General features: G+C 57.8%; 23 protein-coding genes and 1 tRNA gene. All 24 read left to right on the top strand.

Going from position 1 to position 22,317, the window contains the following annotated elements; genetic code table 11:
• Positions 1 to 35 precede the first annotated feature (35 nt).
• Positions 36 to 111 (top strand) — tRNA-Trp (locus HSS18214_RS0113215).
• A gap of 71 nt (positions 112 to 182) precedes the next feature.
• Positions 183 to 566 carry a preprotein translocase subunit SecE gene (gene secE, locus HSS18214_RS0113220; RefSeq protein ID WP_016915763.1) on the top strand — a complete coding sequence of 128 codons (384 nt, stop codon included), beginning with the start codon at positions 183 to 185 and terminating at the stop codon, positions 564 to 566.
• Positions 567 to 574: 8 nt separating this feature from the next.
• Entirely contained in the window at positions 575 to 1,108 is a 534-nt protein-coding gene (nusG, locus tag HSS18214_RS0113225; RefSeq protein ID WP_016915764.1) for a transcription termination/antitermination protein NusG, read from the top strand.
• Between the two features lie 120 nt (positions 1,109 to 1,228).
• Positions 1,229 to 1,660 carry a 50S ribosomal protein L11 gene (gene rplK / locus HSS18214_RS0113230; protein WP_016915765.1) on the top strand — a complete coding sequence of 144 codons (432 nt, stop codon included), beginning with the start codon at positions 1,229 to 1,231 and terminating at the stop codon, positions 1,658 to 1,660.
• A 2-nt stretch (positions 1,661 to 1,662) separates the two neighbouring features.
• Positions 1,663 to 2,355: a 50S ribosomal protein L1 gene (gene rplA / locus HSS18214_RS0113235; protein ID WP_016915766.1), complete on the top strand. Its 693-nt coding sequence runs from the start codon at positions 1,663 to 1,665 to the stop codon at positions 2,353 to 2,355.
• A gap of 326 nt (positions 2,356 to 2,681) precedes the next feature.
• Positions 2,682 to 3,188, top strand: coding sequence for a 50S ribosomal protein L10 (gene rplJ, locus HSS18214_RS0113240; RefSeq protein WP_016915767.1), 507 nt, complete (start codon positions 2,682 to 2,684; stop codon positions 3,186 to 3,188).
• Between the two features lie 102 nt (positions 3,189 to 3,290).
• A complete protein-coding gene (gene rplL / locus HSS18214_RS0113245) occupies positions 3,291 to 3,659 on the top strand; it encodes a 50S ribosomal protein L7/L12 (RefSeq protein ID WP_016915768.1) in 369 nt (122 codons plus the stop codon).
• A gap of 363 nt (positions 3,660 to 4,022) precedes the next feature.
• Positions 4,023 to 8,099 (top strand): DNA-directed RNA polymerase subunit beta, encoded by a 4,077-nt coding sequence (rpoB, locus tag HSS18214_RS0113250; RefSeq protein WP_016915769.1) that lies wholly within the window; start codon positions 4,023 to 4,025, stop codon positions 8,097 to 8,099.
• Between the two features lie 10 nt (positions 8,100 to 8,109).
• Positions 8,110 to 12,324: a DNA-directed RNA polymerase subunit beta' gene (rpoC, locus tag HSS18214_RS0113255; protein ID WP_016915770.1), complete on the top strand. Its 4,215-nt coding sequence runs from the start codon at positions 8,110 to 8,112 to the stop codon at positions 12,322 to 12,324.
• Positions 12,325 to 12,521: 197 nt separating this feature from the next.
• On the top strand, positions 12,522 to 12,896 hold the full coding sequence (gene rpsL, locus HSS18214_RS18885) for a 30S ribosomal protein S12 (protein WP_009098973.1): 375 nt from the start codon (positions 12,522 to 12,524) through the stop codon (positions 12,894 to 12,896).
• Between the two features lie 141 nt (positions 12,897 to 13,037).
• Complete coding sequence (gene rpsG / locus HSS18214_RS0113265) at positions 13,038 to 13,508, top strand: 30S ribosomal protein S7 (protein ID WP_016915771.1); 471 nt, start codon at positions 13,038 to 13,040, stop codon at positions 13,506 to 13,508.
• A 167-nt stretch (positions 13,509 to 13,675) separates the two neighbouring features.
• Positions 13,676 to 15,799 (top strand): elongation factor G, encoded by a 2,124-nt coding sequence (fusA, locus tag HSS18214_RS0113270; RefSeq protein WP_016915772.1) that lies wholly within the window; start codon positions 13,676 to 13,678, stop codon positions 15,797 to 15,799.
• A 29-nt stretch (positions 15,800 to 15,828) separates the two neighbouring features.
• Entirely contained in the window at positions 15,829 to 17,022 is a 1,194-nt protein-coding gene (gene tuf, locus HSS18214_RS0113275) for an elongation factor Tu (protein ID WP_016915773.1), read from the top strand.
• Positions 17,023 to 17,181: 159 nt separating this feature from the next.
• A complete protein-coding gene (gene rpsJ / locus HSS18214_RS0113280) occupies positions 17,182 to 17,493 on the top strand; it encodes a 30S ribosomal protein S10 (protein ID WP_009098983.1) in 312 nt (103 codons plus the stop codon).
• Positions 17,494 to 17,643: 150 nt separating this feature from the next.
• Positions 17,644 to 18,282, top strand: a complete 639-nt coding sequence (rplC, locus tag HSS18214_RS0113285; RefSeq protein WP_016915774.1) for a 50S ribosomal protein L3 — start codon at positions 17,644 to 17,646, stop codon at positions 18,280 to 18,282.
• A gap of 15 nt (positions 18,283 to 18,297) precedes the next feature.
• The gene (gene rplD / locus HSS18214_RS0113290) at positions 18,298 to 18,903 is read left to right on the top strand and encodes a 50S ribosomal protein L4 (protein ID WP_016915775.1); all 606 of its coding nucleotides are present in this window, start codon (positions 18,298 to 18,300) and stop codon (positions 18,901 to 18,903) included.
• Complete coding sequence (gene rplW, locus HSS18214_RS0113295; RefSeq protein WP_016915776.1) at positions 18,900 to 19,196, top strand: 50S ribosomal protein L23; 297 nt, start codon at positions 18,900 to 18,902, stop codon at positions 19,194 to 19,196. The genes rplD and rplW overlap by 4 nt, the downstream gene beginning before the upstream one ends.
• Before the next feature lie 17 nt (positions 19,197 to 19,213).
• Positions 19,214 to 20,044 carry a 50S ribosomal protein L2 gene (gene rplB / locus HSS18214_RS0113300; RefSeq protein WP_016915777.1) on the top strand — a complete coding sequence of 277 codons (831 nt, stop codon included), beginning with the start codon at positions 19,214 to 19,216 and terminating at the stop codon, positions 20,042 to 20,044.
• 33 nt (positions 20,045 to 20,077) lie between these two features.
• Positions 20,078 to 20,353 (top strand): 30S ribosomal protein S19, encoded by a 276-nt coding sequence (rpsS, locus tag HSS18214_RS0113305; protein ID WP_009098993.1) that lies wholly within the window; start codon positions 20,078 to 20,080, stop codon positions 20,351 to 20,353.
• A gap of 18 nt (positions 20,354 to 20,371) precedes the next feature.
• The gene (gene rplV / locus HSS18214_RS0113310) at positions 20,372 to 20,704 is read left to right on the top strand and encodes a 50S ribosomal protein L22 (RefSeq protein WP_010626471.1); all 333 of its coding nucleotides are present in this window, start codon (positions 20,372 to 20,374) and stop codon (positions 20,702 to 20,704) included.
• Positions 20,705 to 20,715: 11 nt separating this feature from the next.
• Positions 20,716 to 21,423 carry a 30S ribosomal protein S3 gene (gene rpsC / locus HSS18214_RS0113315; protein WP_016915778.1) on the top strand — a complete coding sequence of 236 codons (708 nt, stop codon included), beginning with the start codon at positions 20,716 to 20,718 and terminating at the stop codon, positions 21,421 to 21,423.
• 15 nt (positions 21,424 to 21,438) lie between these two features.
• The gene (gene rplP / locus HSS18214_RS0113320) at positions 21,439 to 21,852 is read left to right on the top strand and encodes a 50S ribosomal protein L16 (protein ID WP_007112000.1); all 414 of its coding nucleotides are present in this window, start codon (positions 21,439 to 21,441) and stop codon (positions 21,850 to 21,852) included.
• Positions 21,852 to 22,043, top strand: coding sequence for a 50S ribosomal protein L29 (rpmC, locus tag HSS18214_RS0113325; protein WP_016915779.1), 192 nt, complete (start codon positions 21,852 to 21,854; stop codon positions 22,041 to 22,043). The genes rplP and rpmC overlap by 1 nt, the downstream gene beginning before the upstream one ends.
• A gap of 1 nt (position 22,044) precedes the next feature.
• Positions 22,045 to 22,305 (top strand): 30S ribosomal protein S17, encoded by a 261-nt coding sequence (gene rpsQ, locus HSS18214_RS0113330; RefSeq protein ID WP_009723897.1) that lies wholly within the window; start codon positions 22,045 to 22,047, stop codon positions 22,303 to 22,305.
• Positions 22,306 to 22,317 lie beyond the last annotated feature (12 nt).

The following is a 22,317-nucleotide window of genomic DNA, read 5'->3' on the forward strand; positions in this document are numbered from 1 at the left end:
CTTGCGCAGGTAGTAAATTGCGCATTTGACGATACAGGCCAGTAGCTCAATTGGCAGAGCAGCGGTCTCCAAAACCGCAGGTTGGGGGTTCGATTCCCTCCTGGCCTGCCAATCTTCCCCAGGTTGGCATGTCTTTCTAGAATTCCTTTGTCGCTCGCTGCACCCTTAGGAGTCTCGTTTTTATGAAGCCTAGTTCCGTAAAACATGGCGATGAGGTGCAACAGACGCGCCATGACGGGCTCAAGTGGGCGGCGACTGTAGCGCTGCTTGTTGTTGCAATCGTTGGTAATACCTATTTCGCCGATATTGGCCTGCTCTATCGTGTCCTCGGTGTCGTTGTGCTGTGTGCATTGGCAGGATTGATTGCACTCACTACCGCCAAGGGACGCGACCTGATCGAGCTTGCTGTCAGCGCCAGGAAAGAGATTCAGCGCGTTGTATGGCCAACCCGTCCTGAAACCATTCAAACGACTGCCATCGTACTGGTAGCGGTGCTGGTGGTGGGGTTGATGCTGTGGTTGATTGACACTCTTCTTGGCTGGGCGATGTCCGGCGTTATTGGTTAGGAGTTTTCATGTCCAAACGTTGGTACGTCGTCCACGCTTATTCCGGCTTTGAGAAGCATGTCATGCGCTCGCTGATCGAGCGTGTGAAAATGTATGGCATGGAAGATCGCTTTGGCGAAATCCTGGTGCCGACGGAAGAAGTGGTCGAGATGCGCGACGGCAAGCGCCGCAAGAGTGAGCGCAAGTTTTATCCTGGCTATGTGCTGGTCGAGATGGAGATGGTCGACGAAACCTGGCATCTGGTGAACGAAACGCCGCGTGTCATGGGGTTCATCGGTGGCACCAAAGAGAAGCCGGCGCCTATCACCAGTCGCGAAGCTGAAGCTATTCTTCGTCGTGTGAAGGACGGTACCGACAAGCCGCGTCCCAAGACCATGTTCGAGCCGGGTCAGTCCGTGCGTGTCATCGATGGTCCGTTTGCCGATTTCAACGGTGTCGTTGAAGAGGTGAACTACGACAAGAGCCGTCTGCAGGTCAGTGTGCTGATCTTCGGCCGCGCGACGCCTGTAGAGCTTGAGTTCTCTCAGGTAGAAAAAGAGTAATCTCAAATTGTTGCAGGATGGCGCCGTGGGTGCCGTCCTGGATTCATGTAAAGCAGCCCCGCGCTGCTTTACGCGTACCGGGGAGCCGTCAGGCGTTATCACCCAATTGGAGTAATTATCATGGCCAAGAAAGTACAGGCTTACATCAAACTGCAGGTTGCTGCAGGTAAAGCCAACCCGAGTCCGCCCGTAGGCCCCGCGCTGGGTCAGCACGGCGTGAACATCATGGAATTCTGTAAGGCGTTCAACGCCGCGACTCAAGAAATTGAGCCGGGCCTGCCGACGCCTGTCGTGATTACCGTCTACTCAGACCGTAGCTTCACGTTCGTCACCAAGACGCCGCCTGCTGCCGTACTGCTGAAAAAAGCAGCGGGCATCAAGTCCGGTTCTGGTGAGCCGAACAAGAAGAAGGTTGGCACCGTGACACGTGCACAGCTGGAAGAGATCGCCAAGACCAAAGAGCCTGACATGACGGCTGCTGATCTTGAAGCCGCAGTGCGTACCATCGCTGGTAGCGCTCGCAGCATGGGCTTAAACGTGGAGGGTCTCTAATCATGGCTAAACTGTCCAAGCGCGCCAAGATGATTCGCGAGAAAGTAGACAGCAACAAGGCTTACTCTCTGGAAGAAGCCGTTGCTCTGCTTTCTGAGCTGTCAACCGTGAAGTTCAAAGAGTCTCTGGACGTTGCGATCAACCTGGGTGTTGATCCGCGTAAATCCGACCAGGTCGTTCGTGGCGCTACCGTCATGCCGAACGGCACCGGTAAAGACGTTCGCGTGGCTGTGTTCACTCAGGGTGCCAACGCCGATGCGGCTAAAGAAGCCGGCGCTGACATCGTGGGCATGGAAGAGCTGGCCGAGCAGGTCAAGAAAGGCGTGATGGATTTCGACGTCGTCATCGCTTCTCCGGATGCCATGCGCGTTGTCGGTCAGCTGGGCCAGATCCTCGGTCCGCGCGGCCTGATGCCGAACCCGAAGGTCGGTACCGTGACGCCTGACGTGGCCACTGCGGTCAAGAATGCCAAAGCGGGTCAGGTGCGTTTCCGTACCGACAAGAACGGCATCATCCACACCACGCTGGGCAAGGTCGATTTTGACGTGACCGCCGTTCAGGGTAACCTGGAAGCACTGGTAGCTGACCTGAAGAAGCTCAAGCCGAGCTCTTCCAAAGGCATTTACTTCAAGAAATTCACCCTGTCCACTACCATGGGCCCGGGTTTGACTATCGACCACTCCTCGCTGGTATAAGCGAGTCGAGGATAGTCCCGCTGGCGGCACGGGCGAAATCTCGTGTTGCCGGTGGTTGGAACCGAGCAAGAACTTTGCGGTCCCTCGCTGAGCTTTATGCCAGATGAGGCACCGTCAAAGACCGCAGGTGCCGCCGCTTTTCTGAAGTGGCGGCTTAATCGCCCTAAAGCGCCTGCGCAGATGGTGTGGCCGCCAGTTGGTTAACGCTTTTAGCAACCGCTTTCTGGTGAGCACCATCCCCTAAGGCTTCCTGTGCCGCTGTTGGGCCTGGAAGAGATGGTAACCTCCGAAACCTTGACGGGTTTCGGCACGAAGGAGTGATCACTGTGCCACTAGCACTTGAAGGCAAGAAAGCGATTGTTGCCGAGGTCAGTGAAGCGGCCAAGGGCGCACTCTCCGTCGTAGTTGCCGATTCTCGCGGCGTCACGGTCGGTAAAATGACCGATCTGCGCAAGCAGGCGCGTGAGAATGGTGTAGAGCTGCGTGTTGTTCGTAACACGCTGGCTCGCCGCGCACTCGAAGGCACCCAATGGGAGTGTCTGAACGAGAGCTTCGTTGGTCCTACTCTGCTGGCTTTCTCCACTGAGCATCCGGGCGCTGCCGCTCGTCTGTTCAAGGAGTTTGCCAAAACCGAGCAGAACTTCGAAGTGAAAGCGTTGGCCTACGAAGGTGAGCTGATTCCGGCTGCTGACATCGATCGTCTGGCAACCCTGCCGACTTACGACGAGGCAATTGCCAAGTTGATGTCGGTCATGAAAGAAGCCTCCGCTGGCAAGCTGGTTCGTACCCTGGCCGCCCTGCGCGACCAGAAGCAAGAAGCCGAAGCTGCCTAAGCAGCGTTTCTTGCGGGCCGCGTTATCGACACGCAGCCTGAACCTGCAATAAATCCCGAGTTCTCGGTTGTCCGAGACTCCCGCAAAGTTAGGAATGGAACAATGGCACTGACCAAAGACGATATCATCAATGCTGTAGCCGACATGTCCGTAATGGAAGTTGTCGAGCTGATCGAAGCGATGGAAGAGAAATTCGGCGTTTCTGCTGCCGCAGCCGTTATGGCTGGTCCGGCTGCTGCTGGCGAAGCTGCTGAAGAGCAGACCGAATTCGACCTGGTACTGGCGTCTGCTGGTGACAAGAAAGTCAACGTCATCAAAGCCGTTCGTGAAATCACCGGTCTTGGCCTGAAAGAAGCCAAAGGCGCTGTTGACGGCGCTCCGGCGACCATCAAAGAAGCGATGTCCAAGGACGACGCTGAAGCTGCCAAGAAGAAGCTGGAAGAAGCGGGCGCAACCGTCGAGCTCAAGTAATCCTTGTGCTGATGGCTTTACGCGCTGCGTAAGCTTCCACGGCTGGCGGCGGGCTATCCCGCTGCCGGCCTTTTTCTGTTGTAATATGCTGCCGTGCAGCGAAACGACAGAGCCGCTGCGGTAAAAAGCAGCACAATAGCAGGACCGTTGTTGTGAAGCGTACGTTGTTGTAATGCGTCAGTTGTAAAGCGTGAGCGTGTCGGCAGGCAACAACGAAGCGCGGACAGCACTACCGTAACACTGTTATCTATCAAGATTTTTGACGGCGAGCTACCGATTAGGAGCTTGCTGTCTGCGTCTGAAACGCCCGCGGGCAGATGACCACGCATCGGTCACCCATGGTGAACAAGCTGGGGAATACAGATGGCTTACTCATATACTGAGAAAAAACGCATCCGCAAGGATTTCGGCAAACTGCCCCAAGTGATGGATGTGCCTTACTTGCTGGCCATCCAGCTTGATTCCTACTACGACTTTCTCCAGCAGGATCGTTCGCCTGATGAGCGGCACGAAGTGGGTCTGCACGCGGCATTCAAGTCCGTGTTCCCGATCGAGAGCTTCTCGGGTAACGCTGCGCTGGAATATGTCAGCTATCGCTTCGGTACGCCGGCGTTCGATGTGAAGGAGTGTCAGCTGCGTGGCGTGACCTACTCCGCCCCGCTGCGCGTCAAGGTTCGCTTGATCATCTATGATCGCGACTCCTCGAACAAGGCTATCAAGGATATCAAAGAGCAGGAAGTCTACATGGGGGAAATCCCCCTGATGACCGAGAACGGTACCTTCGTTATCAACGGTACCGAGCGGGTAATCGTTTCCCAGCTCCACCGCTCACCCGGTGTGTTCTTCGATCATGACAAGGGCAAGAGCCACTCTTCCGGCAAGCTGCTCTACTCTGCTCGCGTGATTCCTTACCGTGGCTCATGGCTCGACTTCGAGTTCGACCCGAAAGACAACGTCTTCGTGCGTATCGACCGTCGTCGCAAGCTGCCGGCTTCCGTGCTGATGCGCGCGCTGGGCATGAGTACCGAAGAGATCCTCGACGAGTTCTTCGAAACCAGTACCTTCCATATCGAAAAGTCTGGCTTCTCCGTGGAGCTGGTTCCGTCGCGTCTGCGCGGTGAAACCGCCACCTTCGACATCAAGGGTGCCGATGGTGAACTGATCGTCGAAGAAGGTCGTCGGATCACCCAGAAGCACATCCGCCAGTTGGAAAAAGCGGGTCTGGAGCGTCTGGAAGTGCCGATGGAGTACCTGTTCGGCAAGACGCTGGCCAAAGACCAGATCGACACCAGGACGGGCGAGCTGATCTGCCCGTGCAACACCGAAATTACCCCAGAAGTGCTGGAGCGCATGGCTCAGGGCGGCATTACCCAGATCGAAACGCTCTACACCAATGACCTGGACTGCGGTTCCTTCGTTTCCGACACCCTGAAGCTGGACACCACCAGCTCGCAGCTGGAAGCGCTGGTCGAAATCTACCGCATGATGCGTCCTGGCGAGCCGCCCACCAAGGAAGCCGCCGAAACGCTGTTCCACAACCTGTTCTTCACCGAAGACCGCTACGACCTGTCGGGCGTAGGCCGGATGAAGTTCAACCGTCGTCTGCGTCGTGACTCCGACGTGGGCTCCGGTGTATTGGACCGCAAGGACATCCTCGATGTGCTGCGCGAGCTGATCAACATCCGTAACGGTTTTGGTGACGTCGACGATATCGACCACCTGGGCAACCGTCGTATCCGCTGCGTTGGCGAAATGGCCGAGAACCAGTTCCGTGTAGGCCTGGTGCGCGTCGAGCGTGCGGTAAAAGAGCGTCTGTCCATGGCGGAGAGCGAAGGCTTGATGCCCCAGGACTTGATCAACGCCAAGCCCGTGGCGGCGGCGGTGAAAGAGTTCTTCGGTTCCAGCCAGCTGTCCCAGTTCATGGACCAGAACAACCCGCTTTCCGAGGTGACTCACAAGCGTCGTGTATCGGCACTCGGTCCGGGCGGTCTGACCCGTGAGCGCGCAGGCTTCGAAGTCCGTGACGTACACGCTACGCACTACGGTCGTCTGTGCCCGATCGAAACGCCGGAAGGCCCGAACATCGGTCTGATCAACTCGCTGGCCACCTACAGCCATACCAACAGCTATGGCTTCCTGGAAACGCCGTACCGCAAAGTGAATGCCTGTCAGGTCACTGACGACATCGTTCACCTGTCGGCGATCGAGGAGGGCGACTTCGTTATCGCCCAGGCGTCGGCGGCAGTAGACGAGTCTGGCAAGCTGATCGATGACCTGGTGCAGGTACGCCATCGCGGCGAAACCACCTTCATGCGTCCTGAGCAAGTGACGCTGATGGACGTGTCTCCGCGTCAGGTGGTATCGGTCGCAGCAGCCTTGATCCCGTTCCTGGAGCACGATGATGCCAACCGCGCCTTGATGGGTGCGAACATGCAGCGTCAGGCCGTTCCGACCCTGCGTGCCGACAAGCCGCTGGTCGGTACCGGCATGGAGCGTTTCGTGGCCCGCGACTCCGGCGTATGTGCCGTGGCGCGCCGAGGCGGCGTCATCGACTCCGTGGATGCGCGTCGTGTGGTGGTGCGGGTCAATGAAGATGAGATCATCGGCGGCGAAGCCGGCGTCGACATCTACAACCTGACCAAGTATACCCGCTCCAACCAGAACACCTGTATGAACCAGCGCCCCATTGTGCGGCCTGGCGACAGCGTGGCACGCGGCGATATTCTGGCCGACGGCCCGTCTGTCGACATGGGGGATCTGGCTCTGGGCCAGAACATGCGCATCGCGTTCATGCCCTGGAACGGTTACAACTTCGAAGACTCCATCCTGCTCTCCGAGCGTGTCGTTCAGGAAGATCGCTTCACCACGATTCACATTCAGGAACTGACCTGTGTGTCTCGTGACACCAAGCTGGGGCCGGAAGAGATCACTTCCGATATCCCCAACGTCGGTGAATCGGCGCTGGGCAAGCTGGACGAAGCGGGCGTTGTGTACATCGGCGCTGAAGTCGGCCCCGGCGACATTCTGGTGGGTAAGGTAACGCCGAAAGGTGAAACCCAGCTGACGCCGGAAGAGAAGCTGCTGCGCGCCATCTTCGGTGAGAAAGCCTCTGACGTGAAAGATACCTCCCTGCGCGCCCCCACCGGCATGAAGGGTACGGTCATCGACGTTCAGGTGTTCACCCGTGACGGTGTCGAGAAGGACTCCCGTGCCCTGTCCATCGAGCAGATGCAGCTGGACGAAGTACGCAAGGACCTGCAGGAGACCTACCGGATCGCCGAAGACGCGACGTTCGAGCGCCTGAAGCGCACCCTGGAAGGTCAGGCCGTCAACGGTGGCCCGAACCTGAAAAAAGGCGACGTGCTGAGCGAGACGTACCTGGACGAACTGCCCCGTCAGCAGTGGTTCAAGCTGCGTATGCAGGACGAAGCCTACAACGAGCTGCTGGCCCAGGCCGATGAGCAGCTCGAAAATCGCCGTAAAGAGATGGATGAGCGTTTCGAAGACAAGAAACGCAAGCTGACCCAGGGCGACGACCTCGCGCCGGGCGTGCTGAAAATCGTCAAGGTCTACATGGCGGTGAAGCGTCGCATTCAGCCAGGCGACAAGATGGCCGGTCGTCACGGTAACAAGGGTGTTATCTCCGCGATCATGCCCATCGAGGACATGCCGTTCGACGAGAAGGGCGAGCCGGTGGACGTGGTGCTGAACCCGCTGGGTGTACCGTCGCGCATGAACGTCGGTCAGATCCTGGAAACCCACCTGGGTATGGCGGCACGCGGCCTGGGCGTCAAGATCGAGGCCATGCTGCGCGATGCGCGTGGCCAGCAGGTTGCGGAAATTCGTGACTTCCTGGGGCAGGTCTACAACACGCCTGGCACCCGCATGGAGGACATCGATTCGCTGACCGATGAGGAAATCATCGCGCTGGCGAAAAACCTCAAAGGCGGTGTGCCCATGGCCACGCCGGTGTTTGACGGTGCCAAAGAGCACGAGATCAAGCACCTGCTGAAGCTGGCAGACATTCCGGAATCCGGTCAGATGGCGCTGTACGATGGTCGTACCGGCGATGCCTTCGACCGCCCGGTCACCGTTGGCTACATGTACATGCTGAAGCTTAACCACCTGGTAGACGACAAGATGCACGCGCGTTCTACCGGTTCTTACTCGCTGGTGACTCAGCAGCCCCTGGGTGGTAAGGCACAGTTCGGTGGTCAGCGCTTCGGTGAGATGGAAGTGTGGGCGTTGGAAGCCTACGGCGCTGCGTACACGCTACAAGAGATGCTCACCGTCAAGTCGGACGACGTCGAAGGCCGCACCAAGATGTACAAGAACATCGTGGATGGCGACCACACCATGCAGGCAGGCATGCCGGAATCCTTCAACGTACTCGTGAAGGAAATCCGCTCGCTGGGCATCGATATCGAGTTAGAGAGCTAGGAGCCGTCATATGAAAGATTTGGTGAAAGTACTCAAATCGCAGTCTCAGTCCGAAGAGTTCGACGCGATCAAGATTACCCTCGCGTCGCCGGACATGATTCGCTCCTGGTCGTTTGGCGAGGTGAAGAAGCCCGAGACCATCAACTACCGTACCTTCAAGCCGGAGCGGGATGGTCTGTTCTGCGCCAAGATCTTTGGCCCGGTCAAGGACTACGAGTGTCTGTGCGGCAAGTACAAGCGCATGAAGCACCGTGGCATCATTTGTGAGAAGTGTGGCGTCGAAGTCACCAAGGCTGCCGTGCGCCGTGAGCGCATGGGCCACATAGAGCTGGCCTCGCCGGTCGCTCACATCTGGTTTTTGAAGTCACTGCCGTCGCGTATCGGCATGTTCCTCGATATGACCCTGCGTGATATTGAGCGCGTGCTGTACTTCGAAAGCTTCGTGGTCATCGACCCGGGCATGACCACGCTGGAGCGCGGTCAGCTGCTCAACGACGAGCAGTACTTCGAAGCCCTGGAAGAGTTCGGCGATGACTTCGACGCCCGCATGGGTGCCGAAGCCGTTCAGGAACTGCTCAAGGACATCGATCTGGAAGAAGAGATCAACACGCTGCGCGAAGAGATTCCGCAGACCAACTCTGAAACCAAGATCAAGAAGCTCTCCAAGCGCCTGAAGCTGCTCGAAGCGTTCTACCACTCCGGCAATGCGCCGGCGTGGATGGTCATGGAAGTGCTGCCCGTGCTGCCGCCGGACCTGCGTCCGCTGGTACCGCTGGACGGTGGCCGCTTCGCGACGTCCGATCTCAACGACCTCTACCGTCGTGTGATCAACCGTAACAACCGCCTGAAGCGTCTGCTGGACCTCAATGCGCCGGACATCATCGTGCGCAACGAGAAGCGTATGCTGCAGGAAGCGGTGGATGCGCTGCTGGACAACGGCCGTCGCGGCCGTGCCATCACCGGTTCCAACAAGCGTCCGCTGAAATCCCTTGCCGACATGATCAAGGGTAAGCAGGGCCGTTTCCGTCAGAACCTGCTGGGTAAGCGTGTCGACTATTCCGGCCGTTCGGTCATCACCGTGGGCCCGACCCTGCGTCTGCACCAGTGTGGTCTGCCGAAGAAGATGGCCCTCGAGCTGTTCAAGCCGTTCATCTACTCCAAGCTGCAGTCGCTGGGCCATGCGTCCACGATCAAAGCCGCGAAGAAGATGGTCGAGCGTGAACTGCCGGAAGTGTGGGATATTCTGGCCGACGTCATCCGCGAACACCCGGTACTGCTCAACCGTGCACCAACCCTGCACCGTCTGGGTATCCAGGCGTTCGAACCGCTGCTGATCGAAGGCAAGGCGATCCAGCTGCACCCGCTGGTGTGTGCGGCTTACAACGCCGACTTCGACGGTGACCAGATGGCGGTCCACGTACCGCTGACCCTGGAAGCCCAGCTCGAAGCGCGTGCGCTGATGATGGCCACCAACAACGTGCTGTCGCCAGCCAACGGCGAGCCGATCATCGTACCGTCGCAGGACGTTGTTCTGGGTCTATACTACATGACCCGCGAAAAGATCAACGCCAAGGGCGAAGGCATGGTGTTCTCTGACCTCAACGAGGTAGAGCGTGCCTTCGGTACTCAGTCCGTCTCGCTGCATGCTCGCGTCAAAGTGCGCCTGGATGAAGTGGATGTCGAAGAAGAGACCGGCGAGCGCTCCGAGCATCGTCGCCTGTACGACACCACCGTGGGCCGTGCCCTGCTGTTCCGCATTCTGCCGGAAGGCGTACCGTTCGCGCTGATCGATCAGCCGATGAAGAAGAAGGCGATCTCCAGCCTGATCAACGAAGTGTATCGCCGTGCGGGCCTCAAGCCCACGGTCATCTTCGCTGACCAGCTGATGTACACCGGCTTCCGTCTAGCGACCTGGTCCGGTGCCTCGATCGGTGTCAACGACTTCGTCATTCCCGAAGCCAAGACCGAGATCGTCGACGCGGCCGAAGCCGAAGTCAAAGAGATCGAAGACCAGTTCTCGTCCGGTCTGGTGACCGCAGGCGAGAAGTACAACAAGGTTATCGACATCTGGTCCAAGGCCAACGACAAGGTGGCCAAGGCGATGATGGTGGGTATCTCCAAGGAGACCGTCGTCGACCGTGAAGGTAATGAAGTGGAGCAGGACTCCTTCAACAGCGTCTTCATCATGGCCGACTCCGGTGCCCGTGGTAGCGCCGCCCAGATCCGTCAGCTGGCGGGTATGCGTGGTCTGATGGCCAAGCCGGATGGCTCGATCATCGAAACCCCCATCGTGGCCAACTTCCGTGAAGGTCTGAACGTACTCCAGTACTTCATCTCGACCCACGGTGCGCGTAAAGGTCTGGCGGATACGGCCCTGAAAACGGCCAACTCCGGTTACCTGACTCGCCGTCTGGTCGACGTGGCCCAGGATCTGGTGATCACCGAAACCGACTGTGGCACCGAGAACGGTCTGACGCTGCACCCGATCATCGAGGGTGGCGATATCATCGTACCGCTGTCACAGCGTGTCCTGGGCCGGGTAGTGGCGCAGGACGTCATCGATCCGAGCACCGAAGAAGTGCTGATCCCGCGCAACACGCTGCTCGACGAGAAGTGGTGTGCGTCGCTGGACACCATGGGGGTGGACGAGATCATCGTGCGCTCCACCATTACCTGTGACACCGCGCACGGCGTTTGTTCGTCCTGCTACGGTCGTGACCTGGCGCGTGGCCATCAGGTCAACATCGGTGAGTCGGTGGGTGTCATCGCTGCCCAGTCCATCGGTGAGCCGGGTACCCAGCTGACCATGCGTACGTTCCACATCGGTGGTGCGGCATCGCGTTCCTCGGCGGTCGACAGCGTACAGGTGAAGCACGGCGGTAAAGTGCGCCTGCACAACATCAAGCACGTTGAGCGTGCCGACGGCAAGCTGGTGGTGGTGTCTCGTTCAAGCGCCCTGGCCGTCGCCGACGATCACGGTCGTGAGCGTGAGTACTACAAGCTGCCTTACGGTGCCGAGCTGTCGGTTCGCGACGGTGACGTCGTCGACGCTGGTACGGTCGTGGCCAAGTGGGACCCGCACACCCATCCGATCATTGCGGAAGTGGAAGGTAAGGCCCAGTTCATCGACCTCGACGAAGGTGTCACTATGCACCGCAGCGTCGATGAAATGACCGGTCTCTCCTCCATCGAGGTCATCGAGTCGGCCGCCCGCCCGATGGCCGGTCGCGACAAGCGCCCGATGGTGATGCTGCAGGACGCCGCAGGCGAGTACGTGTCCGTGTCCGGTTCCAACACGCCGGTACAGTACCTGCTGCCCGGCAACTCGATCATCTCCGTGGACGATGGCTCGACCATCGGTGTGGGTGAAGTCGTTGCCCGTATCCCGGTAGAAGCCTCGGGTAACAAGGACATCACCGGTGGTCTGCCGCGCGTAGCCGACCTGTTCGAAGCGCGTAAGCCGAAAGAGTCGGCCATTCTGGCGGAAATCAGCGGTGTGGTGAGCTTCGGTAAAGAGACCAAGGGCAAGCGTCGTCTGACGATCACCCCGGAATCTGGCGATCCGTTCGAAGCGCTGATTCCGAAATGGCGTCAAATCGCCGTTTTCGAAGGCGAAGCCGTCGAGAAGGGCGAAGTGATTTCCGATGGCCCGAGCAATCCGCACGACATCCTGCGCCTGCTGGGTGTGGCGGAGCTGGCCAAGTACATCACTGCCGAAGTACAGGACGTATACCGTCTGCAGGGCGTAGGCATCAACGACAAGCACATCGAAGTCATCGTGCGTCAGATGCTGCGCAAGGTAGAGATCACCGATTCCGGTGACTCTGACTTCATCACCGGCGACCAGGCAGAACTGGTGCGCGTGCTGGAGCAGAACGAGCGTCTGGAGAAAGAAGGCAAGTTCCCGGCCAAGTACCAACGCTTGCTGCTGGGTATCACCAAGGCCAGCCTGGCCACCGAGTCGTTCATTTCGGCGGCGTCGTTCCAGGAAACGACCCGCGTATTGACCGAGGCGGCGGTAACCGGCAAGCGCGATTACCTGCGTGGCCTGAAAGAAAACGTGGTAGTTGGACGTCTGATTCCGGCAGGTACCGGTCTGACTCACCACGCAGAGCGTCGTCGCAAGCGCGAAGACGTAGAGCGTCTGTTCAACCCCTCGGCTACCGAGGTTGAGCAGGAGCTGGGTGCTCAGTTGACCGCCCTGGATTCAGACGACGATCTGTAACCCAGGACAGGCCACGAGCAGCCAAGAGCGGCTGACCCTGAAAGGCAAGATCCTGGCGGTAAACCACCGCCAGGGCTTGACGCCAGGCAGGGTCAGCCTTTAGAATGCGCAGCCTTTGACAGTGGGGTGGGTGCGCCCGCATCCGCCGCTTGTATCTGTTGATAGGCCAAGGCAACCATTGGAGTCAGCTAAACACCATGGCAACGATTAATCAGCTAGTGCGCAAGCCGCGCAAGCGCCCCGTCACCAAGAGTGACGTGCCTGCGCTTCAGGCATGCCCGCAAAAGCGCGGCGTTTGTACGCGCGTTTACACCACCACCCCCAAGAAGCCGAACTCGGCCCTGCGTAAGGTTTGCCGTGTGCGCCTGACCAACGGTTTCGAAGTCTCTTCTTACATCGGTGGTGAAGGTCACAACCTCCAGGAGCACTCTGTTGTTCTGATTCGCGGCGGTCGTGTAAAGGATTTGCCAGGTGTGCGTTATCACACCGTTCGTGGCGCCCTTGACACCTCTGGCGTACAGAACCGTAAGCAGGGTCGTTCCAAGTACGGTACCAAGCGTCCGAAGTCCTAAGGCGCTGAACGCAGCCTCATGGAGCGCTGCGGTGTTACCTTTTAACCGAATATGATGGTCTGATAAGAGTAAGGTCGGGCGGCGCCAAAGGCGCAAGCAGGTTCCGGGTTTACCTGAAGGATCCTTAATTGAGGGCTTATCATGCCTAGAAGAAGAGTTGTAGCTAAACGCGAAATCCTGCCGGATCCCAAGTTCGGAAGTGAGCGTCTGGCGAAGTTCATGAACCACCTGATGGTCAGCGGCAAGAAGTCCGTAGCTGAGCGCATCGTCTATGGTGCGTTGGACAAGGTTGCCGAGCGTAGTAAAGAAGAGCCGCTGGAAATCTTCGACAAGGCGCTGGAAACCATCCAGCCGATGGTCGAAGTAAAGTCGCGCCGCGTGGGTGGTGCTACTTATCAGGTGCCGGTTGAAGTTCGTCCGTCACGCCGCCAAGCGCTGGCAATGCGCTGGCTGGTAGACGCTGCGCGTCGTCGCGGTGAGAAAACGATGGTTCAGCGCCTGGCAGGTGAAATGCTGGATGCCGCTGAAGGCAAAGGCTCTGCTGTCAAGAAGCGTGAAGACGTGCACCGTATGGCAGAAGCCAACAAGGCCTTCTCTCACTATCGTTTCTAAGCTCGACGTTTCTGGGCTCGTGTCTTTTTCTGTCGGTTGCAGTGCGTTAAAGGTTTTTATCGTCATGTTGCAACACGCCGCCGCTATCGTTGTCGATGGCGGCGGTGGCATAAGCAGAAATGGCACCGCTGGATCAACGAGCATCGCCAACTAACGGGAGTTTCACCGTGGCACGCAAAACACCGCTTAATCGCTACCGTAACCTGGGGATTGTGGCTCACGTCGACGCAGGTAAAACTACCACCACTGAGCGTGTACTGTTTTACACTGGCGTAAACCACAAGCTGGGCGAAACGCATGAGGGTGCGTCTACGACCGACTGGATGGAGCAGGAGCAGGAGCGTGGTATCACTATCACCTCTGCTGCTGTAACCACCTTTTGGAAGGGGATGAATCATCAGTTTGATGAGCACCGTATCAACATCATCGACACCCCCGGGCACGTTGACTTCACTATCGAAGTTGAGCGTTCTCTGCGTGTTCTCGATGGTGCGGTCGTTGTACTGTGCGGTTCCTCCGGCGTTCAGCCGCAGACCGAAACCGTATGGCGTCAGGCCAACAAGTACGAAGTTCCGCGCATGGTGTTCGTCAACAAGATGGACCGTACCGGCGCTGATTTCTTCATGGTTGTCGACCAGCTGAAAGAGCGCCTGGGTGCCAACGCCGTGCCGATCCAGATCAACTGGGGCACGGAAGAAGACTTCAAGGGCGTTATCGACCTGATCGAGATGAAGGCTATCCTCTGGAACGAGGAAGACCTTGGAACGAGCTATGAGCTTGTAGATATCCCTGCAGAGTTGGTCGAAACCGCTGAAGAGTACCGTGAGCAGATGGTCGAAGCCGCTGCCGAGGCCTCTGAAGAGCTGATGGACAAGTACCTTGAAGAAGGCGAGCTGAGCGTCGCTGAGATCAAGGCAGGCCTGCGCGCCCGTACATTGGCAAGCGAAGTCGTTCTAGTCACCTGTGGTTCTGCCTTCAAGAACAAAGGTGTTCAGGCGGTTCTGGACGCAGTAGTTGAATATCTGCCGTCACCAACGGAAGTCAAGGCCATTGAAGGTGAGCTGGACGACAAGGATGGTACTGTCGCAACTCGTGAAGCTGACGATAATGCTCCGTTTGCTGCACTGGCGTTCAAGATTGCTACCGACCCCTTCGTTGGTACTCTGACCTTCATTCGCGTCTACTCGGGCGTTCTGAAGTCTGGTGACGGCGTCTACAACTCCGTCAAGCAGAAGAAAGAGCGCGTTGGTCGTATCGTTCAGATGCACGCTAATACACGCGAAGAGATCAAGGAAGTACTGGCGGGCGACATCGCGGCCTGTATCGGCCTGAAAGACGTCACCACCGGTGACACCCTGTGCGATATCGATGACAAGATCGTTCTCGAGCGTATGGAGTTCCCGGATCCGGTGATCTCGGTTGCTGTTGAGCCGAAATCTAAAGCTGATCAAGAGAAAATGGGCGTTGCGCTTGGCAAGCTGGCCCAGGAAGATCCTTCGTTCCAGGTCAAGACCGACGAAGAGACCGGTCAGACCATTATCTCCGGTATGGGTGAGCTGCACCTGGACATCATCGTCGACCGCATGCGTCGCGAGTTCAAGGTAGAAGCCAATATCGGTAAGCCGCAGGTCGCCTACCGCGAAACCATTCGCGGCAGCGTCGAGCAGGAAGGCAAGTTCGTTCGTCAGTCTGGTGGTCGTGGTCAGTTCGGTCACGTCTGGCTGCGCATCGAGCCGCTGACTGCAGAAGAGAAGGGTGAAGGCGAAGAAGAAATCTTCTTCAAGTTCAACTCTGAAATCGTGGGTGGTGTGGTTCCCAAGGAATACGTCCCTGCGGTTGAAAAGGGTGCTTTCGAGCAGCTGAAAAACGGTGTCATCGCCGGTTACCCGATGATCGACGTCAAAGTCACGCTGTTTGATGGTTCCTACCATGACGTGGACTCGAACGAGACTGCGTTCAAGATTGCTTCTTCCATGGCAGTGAAAGAAGGTGCCCGGAAGGCCAAGGCCGTGCTGCTGGAGCCGGTGATGAAGGTCGAAGTCGTGACCCCCGAAGATTTTATGGGTGACGTCATGGGCGACCTGAACCGTCGTCGCGGCCTGGTGCAGGGCATGGATGACTCTTCCTCTGGTAAAGTCATTCGTGCAACGGTGCCACTGGGTGAGATGTTCGGTTACGCAACCGATCTGCGCTCACAGACCCAGGGCCGTGCGAGCTACTCTATGGAGTTCGCGAAGTACGAGGAGGCGCCCTCCAGCGTCGTTGAAGCCGTCATCAACCAAAACGGTTAACCGTTAGCTAACGTAAAGAGGTTATAGCAGTGGCTAAGGAAAAATTTGAACGTTCCAAACCGCACGTCAACGTCGGCACCATCGGTCACGTCGACCACGGTAAAACGACTCTGACAGCGGCCCTGACCCGCGTGTCTGCTGAGGTTTTCGGCGGCGACTGGCGTGCATTCGATACTATCGATAACGCACCGGAAGAGCGTGAGCGTGGTATCACCATCGCGACTTCTCACGTTGAGTACCAGTCTGAAGAGCGTCACTACGCGCACGTTGACTGCCCGGGACACGCTGACTACGTCAAGAACATGATCACCGGTGCTGCTCAGATGGACGGCGCTATCCTGGTGTGTTCTGCCGCTGACGGCCCCATGCCGCAGACTCGCGAGCACATCCTGCTGTCTCGTCAGGTTGGCGTACCGTACATCGTTGTGTTCCTGAACAAGGCGGACATGGTCGATGACGAAGAGCTGCTCGAGCTGGTCGAAATGGAAGTTCGTGAACTTCTGAGCGAGTACGACTTCCCGGGTGACGACACGCCGATCATCACTGGTTCTGCGCTGATGGCTCTGAACGGTGAAGACGAGAACGGCATGGGTACTACTGCCGTGACCAACCTGATCAAGGCTCTGGATGACTACATCCCCGAGCCGGAGCGTGCCATCGACCAGCCGTTCCTGATGCCGATCGAAGACGTATTCTCTATCTCTGGCCGTGGTACTGTTGTTACCGGTCGTGTAGAGCGCGGCATCGTGAAAGCCGGTGAAGAAGTGGAAATCGTGGGTATCCGCGACACCACCAAAACCACCGTTACTGGCGTTGAAATGTTCCGTAAGCTGCTCGACGAAGGTCGTGCAGGTGAGAACGTTGGCGCGCTGCTGCGTGGCACCAAGCGTGATGACGTCGAGCGTGGCCAGGTGCTGGCCAAGCCGGGCACCATCAACCCGCACACCACGTTCGAAGCCGAAGTATACGTACTGTCCAAGGAAGAAGGTGGTCGTCACACGCCTTTCTTCAAGGGCTACCGTCCGCAGTTCTACTTCCGTACCACCGACGTAACCGGTACTTGTGAACTGCCGGAAGGCGTTGAAATGGTAATGCCGGGCGATAACATCAAAATGGTTATCACCCTGATCGCTCCGATCGCCATGGACGAAGGTCTGCGCTTCGCTATCCGCGAAGGTGGCCGTACCGTAGGTGCTGGCGTCGTAGCCAAGATCGTCAAGTAAGCTGTTGACTTGATGATGCAAGGGGGCTCGCAAGAGCCCCCTTTTCTGCGCACCAATCGCAAATGTTTGACATGGCCGATTGGCGTGCCTATAATGCGCATCCTTTGAATGCGTGGGTAGACGGCTCGCGCCGTCGACATCCATTGGAGTTTAGGGCAAATGCAGAACCAAAAGATTCGCATTCGGTTGAAAGCGTTCGACCATCGCCTGATCGATCAGTCCACTGCGGAAATCGTTGAAACCGCTAAGCGTACTGGTGCTCAGGTTCGTGGTCCTATCCCGCTGCCGACCAACCGCGAGCGCTATACCATCCTGATTTCTCCGCACGTCAACAAGGACGCGCGCGATCAGTATGAGATTCGCACTCACAAGCGTGTGCTCGACATCGTTGAGCCGACCGAGAAAACCGTTGATGCGCTGATGAAGCTCGACCTCGCCGCTGGCGTAGACGTGCAAATCAAGCTCGACTAATACACTAGACACTTTGCGGCCCAGCGCTCATCGTCATCTGTCGAGAGCAGCAGCCGCCGCGCCGTGAGGCGCCACACAATGTGCTAGTGGAATGCTCTGGAAAGGGCAGCCATAGCGGGTGATAGCCCCGTACACTATAGGAGACTGAGCATGACTATCGGTTTAGTCGGTATCAAGGCCGGGATGACCCGCGTCTTTACCGAAGATGGCGCATCTGTGCCCGTGACCGTTATTGAAGTTGATCCTAACCGTGTAACGCGCGTCAAGACGCTTGAGTCTGACGGCTACGCAGCGGTTCAGGTCACTACTGGTTCTCGTAAAGCCAAACACCTCACCAAAGCGCAAGCGGGTCAGTTTGCCAAGGCGGGTGTTGAGGCTGGTCGTTCACTGATGGAATTCCGCCTTGCAGAAGGCGAAGAAGCTCCTGAAGTGGGTGGCGAACTCACCGTATCCCTCTTCGAAGCTGGTCAAAAGATCGACGTGACTGGCACTTCCAAGGGTAAAGGCTTCCAGGGTGCTGTTAAGCGCTGGAACTTCCGTACCCAAGACAACAGCCATGGTAACTCCCTGTCGCATCGTGCGCCGGGTTCTATCGGCATGTGTCAGACACCTGGTCGCGTATTCAAGGGCAAGAAAATGGCCGGTCAAATGGGTAACACCCGTTGCACCGTGCAGAGCCTTGAGATCGTCCGTGTCGACGCCGAGCGTAACCTGCTGCTGATCAAGGGCGCTGTACCGGGAGCAACCGGTAGCAACGTGATCGTTCGCAGCGCCGTGAAAGCTGGCTGAAGGGGATAATTACCAATGAATCTGAATCTTGCTGCAGGCGCGGGTACCGTTGAAGTAGCCGACGCCACTTTTGGCAAAGAATTCAACGAAGCGCTGGTGCATCAGGTCGTCACTGCCTATCTGGCAGCTGGTCGTCAGGGTACACGCGCTCAAAAGAGCCGTTCCGACGTGCGTGGCGGTGGTAAGAAGCCGTGGCGTCAGAAGGGTACCGGTCGTGCACGCGCTGGTACTATCCGCTCTCCGCTGTGGCGCAGTGGTGGTGTTACTTTCGCGGCGCGTCCTCAGGACCATTCGCAGAAAGTAAACCGCAAAATGTACCGCGCGGCGATGCGCTCCATTCTGTCTGAGCTGGTCCGTCAAGAGCGCCTGGTCGCGATTGAAGAGTTCAGCGTAGAAGCGCCGAAGACCAAGCAGGTAGCTGCCAAGCTGAAAGAGCTCAACCTTGAGAAAGTGTTGATCGTCACTGAAGAAGTCGACGAAACGCTCTATCTGGCCGCACGCAACCTTCCCCACGTTGACGTGGTGGATGTCGCTGCCGCTGATCCGGTGAGCCTGGTTGCCTTTGACAAGGTCCTGGTCACCGTCTCCGCCCTGCGTAAATTCGAGGAGAAGCTGGCATGAACCAGGAACGCGTATTCAAGGTTCTGCTTGGACCGCACGTGACCGAAAAGGCCGCGATGGCAGCCGAGCGCAACCAGTACGTTTTCAAGGTGGCACCCGATGCTACCAAGCCCGAGATCAAGAAAGCCGTTGAAGCACTGTTCGGCAAGAAGGTCGGTGGCGTTCAGGTACTGAACGTCAAGGGTAAAACCAAGCGTACTGCTCACGGCGTTGGCCTGCGTAAGGGTTACCGCAAGGCGTATGTGACCCTGGCTGCGGGTGAAACGCTCGAAGACTTCTCTGGCGCCGAATAAGGGCAGGAGTACGGATAATGGCAATCGTCAAGACCAAACCCACATCCGCCGGTCGTCGCCACGTCGTCAAGATCGTTGGTGAGGAACTGTACAAGGGCCGTGCTTATGCACCGCTTTTGGAAAAACAGTCCAAGTCCGGTGGCCGTAACAACTACGGTCGCATCACCACCCGCCACGTGGGCGGTGGTCACCGTCATCACTATCGGTTGATCGACTTCAAACGCACCAAGGATGGCATTCCGGCCACCGTTGAGCGTCTGGAGCACGACCCGAACCGCAGTGCGCACATTGCGCTGCTGAAATATGCCGATGGCGAGCGTCGTTACATCATTGCACCGAAAGGCGTCAGCGCCGGTGACGTGCTGGAATCTGGTGTCAACGCGCCCATCAAGAAAGGCAATGCCTTGCCGCTGCGTAACATCCCGCTCGGTTCTACCGTTCACGGTATCGAACTGAAGCCGGGTAAAGGCGCGCAGATTGCTCGCAGTGCCGGTACTAGCGCTCAGCTGGTTGCTCGTGAAGGTAACTACGCCACCCTGCGTCTTCGCTCTGGCGAAATGCGCAAGGTGCTGGCCGAGTGCCGCGCGACCCTGGGCGAAGTGAGCAACTCCGAGCACAGCCTGCGTCAACTTGGCAAGGCCGGTGCGAAGCGCTGGAGAGGCGTGCGTCCGACAGTTCGCGGCGTCGCGATGAACCCTGTGGATCACCCGCACGGTGGTGGCGAAGGCCGCACCAGCGGTGGCCGTCACCCGGTTACTCCGTGGGGCGTGCCGACCAAGGGTCACAAGACGCGTAAGAACAAGCGCACCGACAAGCTGATCGTACGTCGTCGTAACAAGACGCGTTGATCTAAATTGCCAAGACATTAAGAGGTAACGGCTGTGCCACGTTCACTAAAGAAAGGTCCCTTCATTGACCTTCATCTTTTGAAGAAGGTAGAGGCTGCAGTGGAGAAGAACGACCGTAAACCGATCAAGACCTGGTCGCGTCGTTCGATGATCCTGCCAAACATGGTAGGCCTCACAATCGCTGTCCATAACGGTCGCCAACACGTCCCGGTGCACGTCTCCGAGGAAATGGTTGGTCACAAGCTGGGCGAATTCGCTGCCACTCGCACTTATCGCGGGCATGCGGCGGACAAGAAAGCCAAACGGTAAGCCAGAGAGGATTGAGAGATGGAAGTCACAGCTAAGCTGCGTGGCGCTCGTTTATCCGCCCAGAAGGCCCGTTTGGTGGCTGACCAGGTGCGCGGTAAACCGGTCGCCGAAGCACTCGACCTGCTGACCTTCTCACCGAAGAAGGCTGCCAAGCTAGTCAAGAAAGTGCTGCAGTCCGCCATTGCAAACGCGGAAGAAAATAACGGCATGGATATCGACGAGCTGCGTGTCTCGACCATCTGCGTCGATGAGGGCATGACGCTCAAGCGTATCAAGCCGCGTGCCAAAGGCCGCGCGGATCGTATCTTGAAGCGCACCTGCCACATCACCGTCAAGGTAGCCGAGAAGTAGGAGTCGACCAGATGGGTCAGAAAGTCAATCCAACAGGCATTCGACTGGGCATCGTCAAAGACCATGCTTCTGTCTGGTATGCCGAGCGCGGCGCCTATGCCGATAAGCTCAACAACGATCTCGAAGTGCGCAGCTTCCTGGACGAGCGTCTGAAAAGCGCCTCCGTAAGCCGCATTCACATCGAGCGTCCGGCGAACAATGCCCGCATCACCATTCACACTGCCCGTCCGGGTATCGTGATTGGCAAGAAAGGTGAAGATGTCGACCGTCTGCGTCGCGATCTCACCGAGATGATGGGCGTTCCGGTGCATGTGAACATCGAAGAAGTTCGCAAGCCCGAGCTGGATGCCAAGCTGGTTGCTGCCAACGTGGCAGGTCAGCTTGAGCGTCGCGTCATGTTCCGTCGTGCCATGAAGCGCGCGGTACAGAACGCAATGCGTCTTGGCGCTGGCGGCATCAAGATTCAGCTGTCAGGTCGTCTGGGTGGCGCCGAAATCGCACGTACCGAATGGTACCGCGAAGGTCGCGTTCCGCTGCACACTCTGCGTGCGGACATCGACTACGCCACTTACGAAGCTCACACCACCTACGGCGTCATCGGCGTCAAAGTGTGGATCTTCAAGGGTGAAATCCTCGGCGGTATCGAGGAAGTACGTGCCAAGGCCAAGCAACAGCAACAGCCTGCCGGCAACGCGCCCAAGAAGAAAGGTTCCAGGTAAGGGGAGAGCGAGTCGATGTTACAGCCCAAGCGTATGAAATTCCGCAAGATGATGAAAGGCCGCAACCGTGGCCTGGCGCATCGCGGAAGCAAGATCAGCTTCGGGGAGTACGGTCTCAAGGCAACCGGTCGTGGCCGCATCACTGCGCGTCAGATCGAAGCTGGCCGTCGTGCGATCACACGTCACGTCAAGCGTGGCGGTAAAATCTGGATCCGCGTTTTCCCTGATAAGCCGATTTCCAAGAAGCCGCTCGAAGTTCGTATGGGTAAGGGTAAAGGTTCAGTTGAGTACTGGGTAGCCCAGATCCAGCCGGGTCGGGTCCTGTATGAAATTGAAGGTGTATCCGAAGAGCTGGCCCGTGAAGCATTTGAACTGGCCGCCCAGAAGATGCCCCTGTCCACCACCTTTGCGAAACGGACGGTGATGTGATGAAAGCCCAGGAAATTCGTGAAAAGTCCGTAGGAGAGCTCCAAGAGCAGCTCCTCGAGCTCCTCCGCGAGCAGTTTAACCTGCGCATGCAGAAGGCCACTGGCCAACTGAGCCAGACTCATCTGCTCAAGCAGGTCCGTCGGGATATCGCCCGCGTTAAGACTGTGCTCAACGAGAAGGCAGGTGATTGAGATGGCCGAAGAGAAAAAAACACGTACGCTGACCGGCAAGGTGGTCAGCGACAAGATGGACAAGTCCATCGTCGTCATGATCGAGCGTCGTGAGCGTCACCCGATCTACGGAAAATACGTCAAGCGCTCCACCAAGCTGCACGCCCATGATGAGGCGAACCAGGCAAAGGCAGGCGATACGGTTTCCATTCAGGAGTGCCGTCCGCTTTCCAAGAAGAAAGCCTGGACGCTGGTCGAGGTGGTCGAGCAGGCCAAGGGTTAATCCCCTGCGTCT

This window comes from Vreelandella stevensii S18214, from assembly GCF_000275725.1.
Lineage (GTDB): Bacteria > Pseudomonadota > Gammaproteobacteria > Pseudomonadales > Halomonadaceae > Vreelandella > Vreelandella stevensii.

What these genes read in the sequence shown, in the direction of transcription:
- secE (WP_016915763.1), top strand. Translation starts at nt 183, where the DNA reads ATGAAGCCTAGTTCCGTAAAACATGGCGATGAGGTGCAACAGACGCGC.
- nusG (WP_016915764.1), top strand. Translation starts at nt 575, where the DNA reads ATGTCCAAACGTTGGTACGTCGTCCACGCTTATTCCGGCTTTGAGAAG.
- rplK (WP_016915765.1), top strand. Translation starts at nt 1,229, where the DNA reads ATGGCCAAGAAAGTACAGGCTTACATCAAACTGCAGGTTGCTGCAGGT.
- rplA (WP_016915766.1), top strand. Translation starts at nt 1,663, where the DNA reads ATGGCTAAACTGTCCAAGCGCGCCAAGATGATTCGCGAGAAAGTAGAC.
- rplL (WP_016915768.1), top strand. Translation starts at nt 3,291, where the DNA reads ATGGCACTGACCAAAGACGATATCATCAATGCTGTAGCCGACATGTCC.
- rpoB (WP_016915769.1), top strand. Translation starts at nt 4,023, where the DNA reads ATGGCTTACTCATATACTGAGAAAAAACGCATCCGCAAGGATTTCGGC.
- rpoC (WP_016915770.1), top strand. Translation starts at nt 8,110, where the DNA reads ATGAAAGATTTGGTGAAAGTACTCAAATCGCAGTCTCAGTCCGAAGAG.
- rpsL (WP_009098973.1), top strand. Translation starts at nt 12,522, where the DNA reads ATGGCAACGATTAATCAGCTAGTGCGCAAGCCGCGCAAGCGCCCCGTC.
- rpsG (WP_016915771.1), top strand. Translation starts at nt 13,038, where the DNA reads ATGCCTAGAAGAAGAGTTGTAGCTAAACGCGAAATCCTGCCGGATCCC.
- rpsJ (WP_009098983.1), top strand. Translation starts at nt 17,182, where the DNA reads ATGCAGAACCAAAAGATTCGCATTCGGTTGAAAGCGTTCGACCATCGC.
- rplC (WP_016915774.1), top strand. Translation starts at nt 17,644, where the DNA reads ATGACTATCGGTTTAGTCGGTATCAAGGCCGGGATGACCCGCGTCTTT.
- rplD (WP_016915775.1), top strand. Translation starts at nt 18,298, where the DNA reads ATGAATCTGAATCTTGCTGCAGGCGCGGGTACCGTTGAAGTAGCCGAC.
- rplW (WP_016915776.1), top strand. Translation starts at nt 18,900, where the DNA reads ATGAACCAGGAACGCGTATTCAAGGTTCTGCTTGGACCGCACGTGACC.
- rplB (WP_016915777.1), top strand. Translation starts at nt 19,214, where the DNA reads ATGGCAATCGTCAAGACCAAACCCACATCCGCCGGTCGTCGCCACGTC.
- rplV (WP_010626471.1), top strand. Translation starts at nt 20,372, where the DNA reads ATGGAAGTCACAGCTAAGCTGCGTGGCGCTCGTTTATCCGCCCAGAAG.
- rpsC (WP_016915778.1), top strand. Translation starts at nt 20,716, where the DNA reads ATGGGTCAGAAAGTCAATCCAACAGGCATTCGACTGGGCATCGTCAAA.
- rplP (WP_007112000.1), top strand. Translation starts at nt 21,439, where the DNA reads ATGTTACAGCCCAAGCGTATGAAATTCCGCAAGATGATGAAAGGCCGC.
- rpmC (WP_016915779.1), top strand. Translation starts at nt 21,852, where the DNA reads ATGAAAGCCCAGGAAATTCGTGAAAAGTCCGTAGGAGAGCTCCAAGAG.
- rpsQ (WP_009723897.1), top strand. Translation starts at nt 22,045, where the DNA reads ATGGCCGAAGAGAAAAAAACACGTACGCTGACCGGCAAGGTGGTCAGC.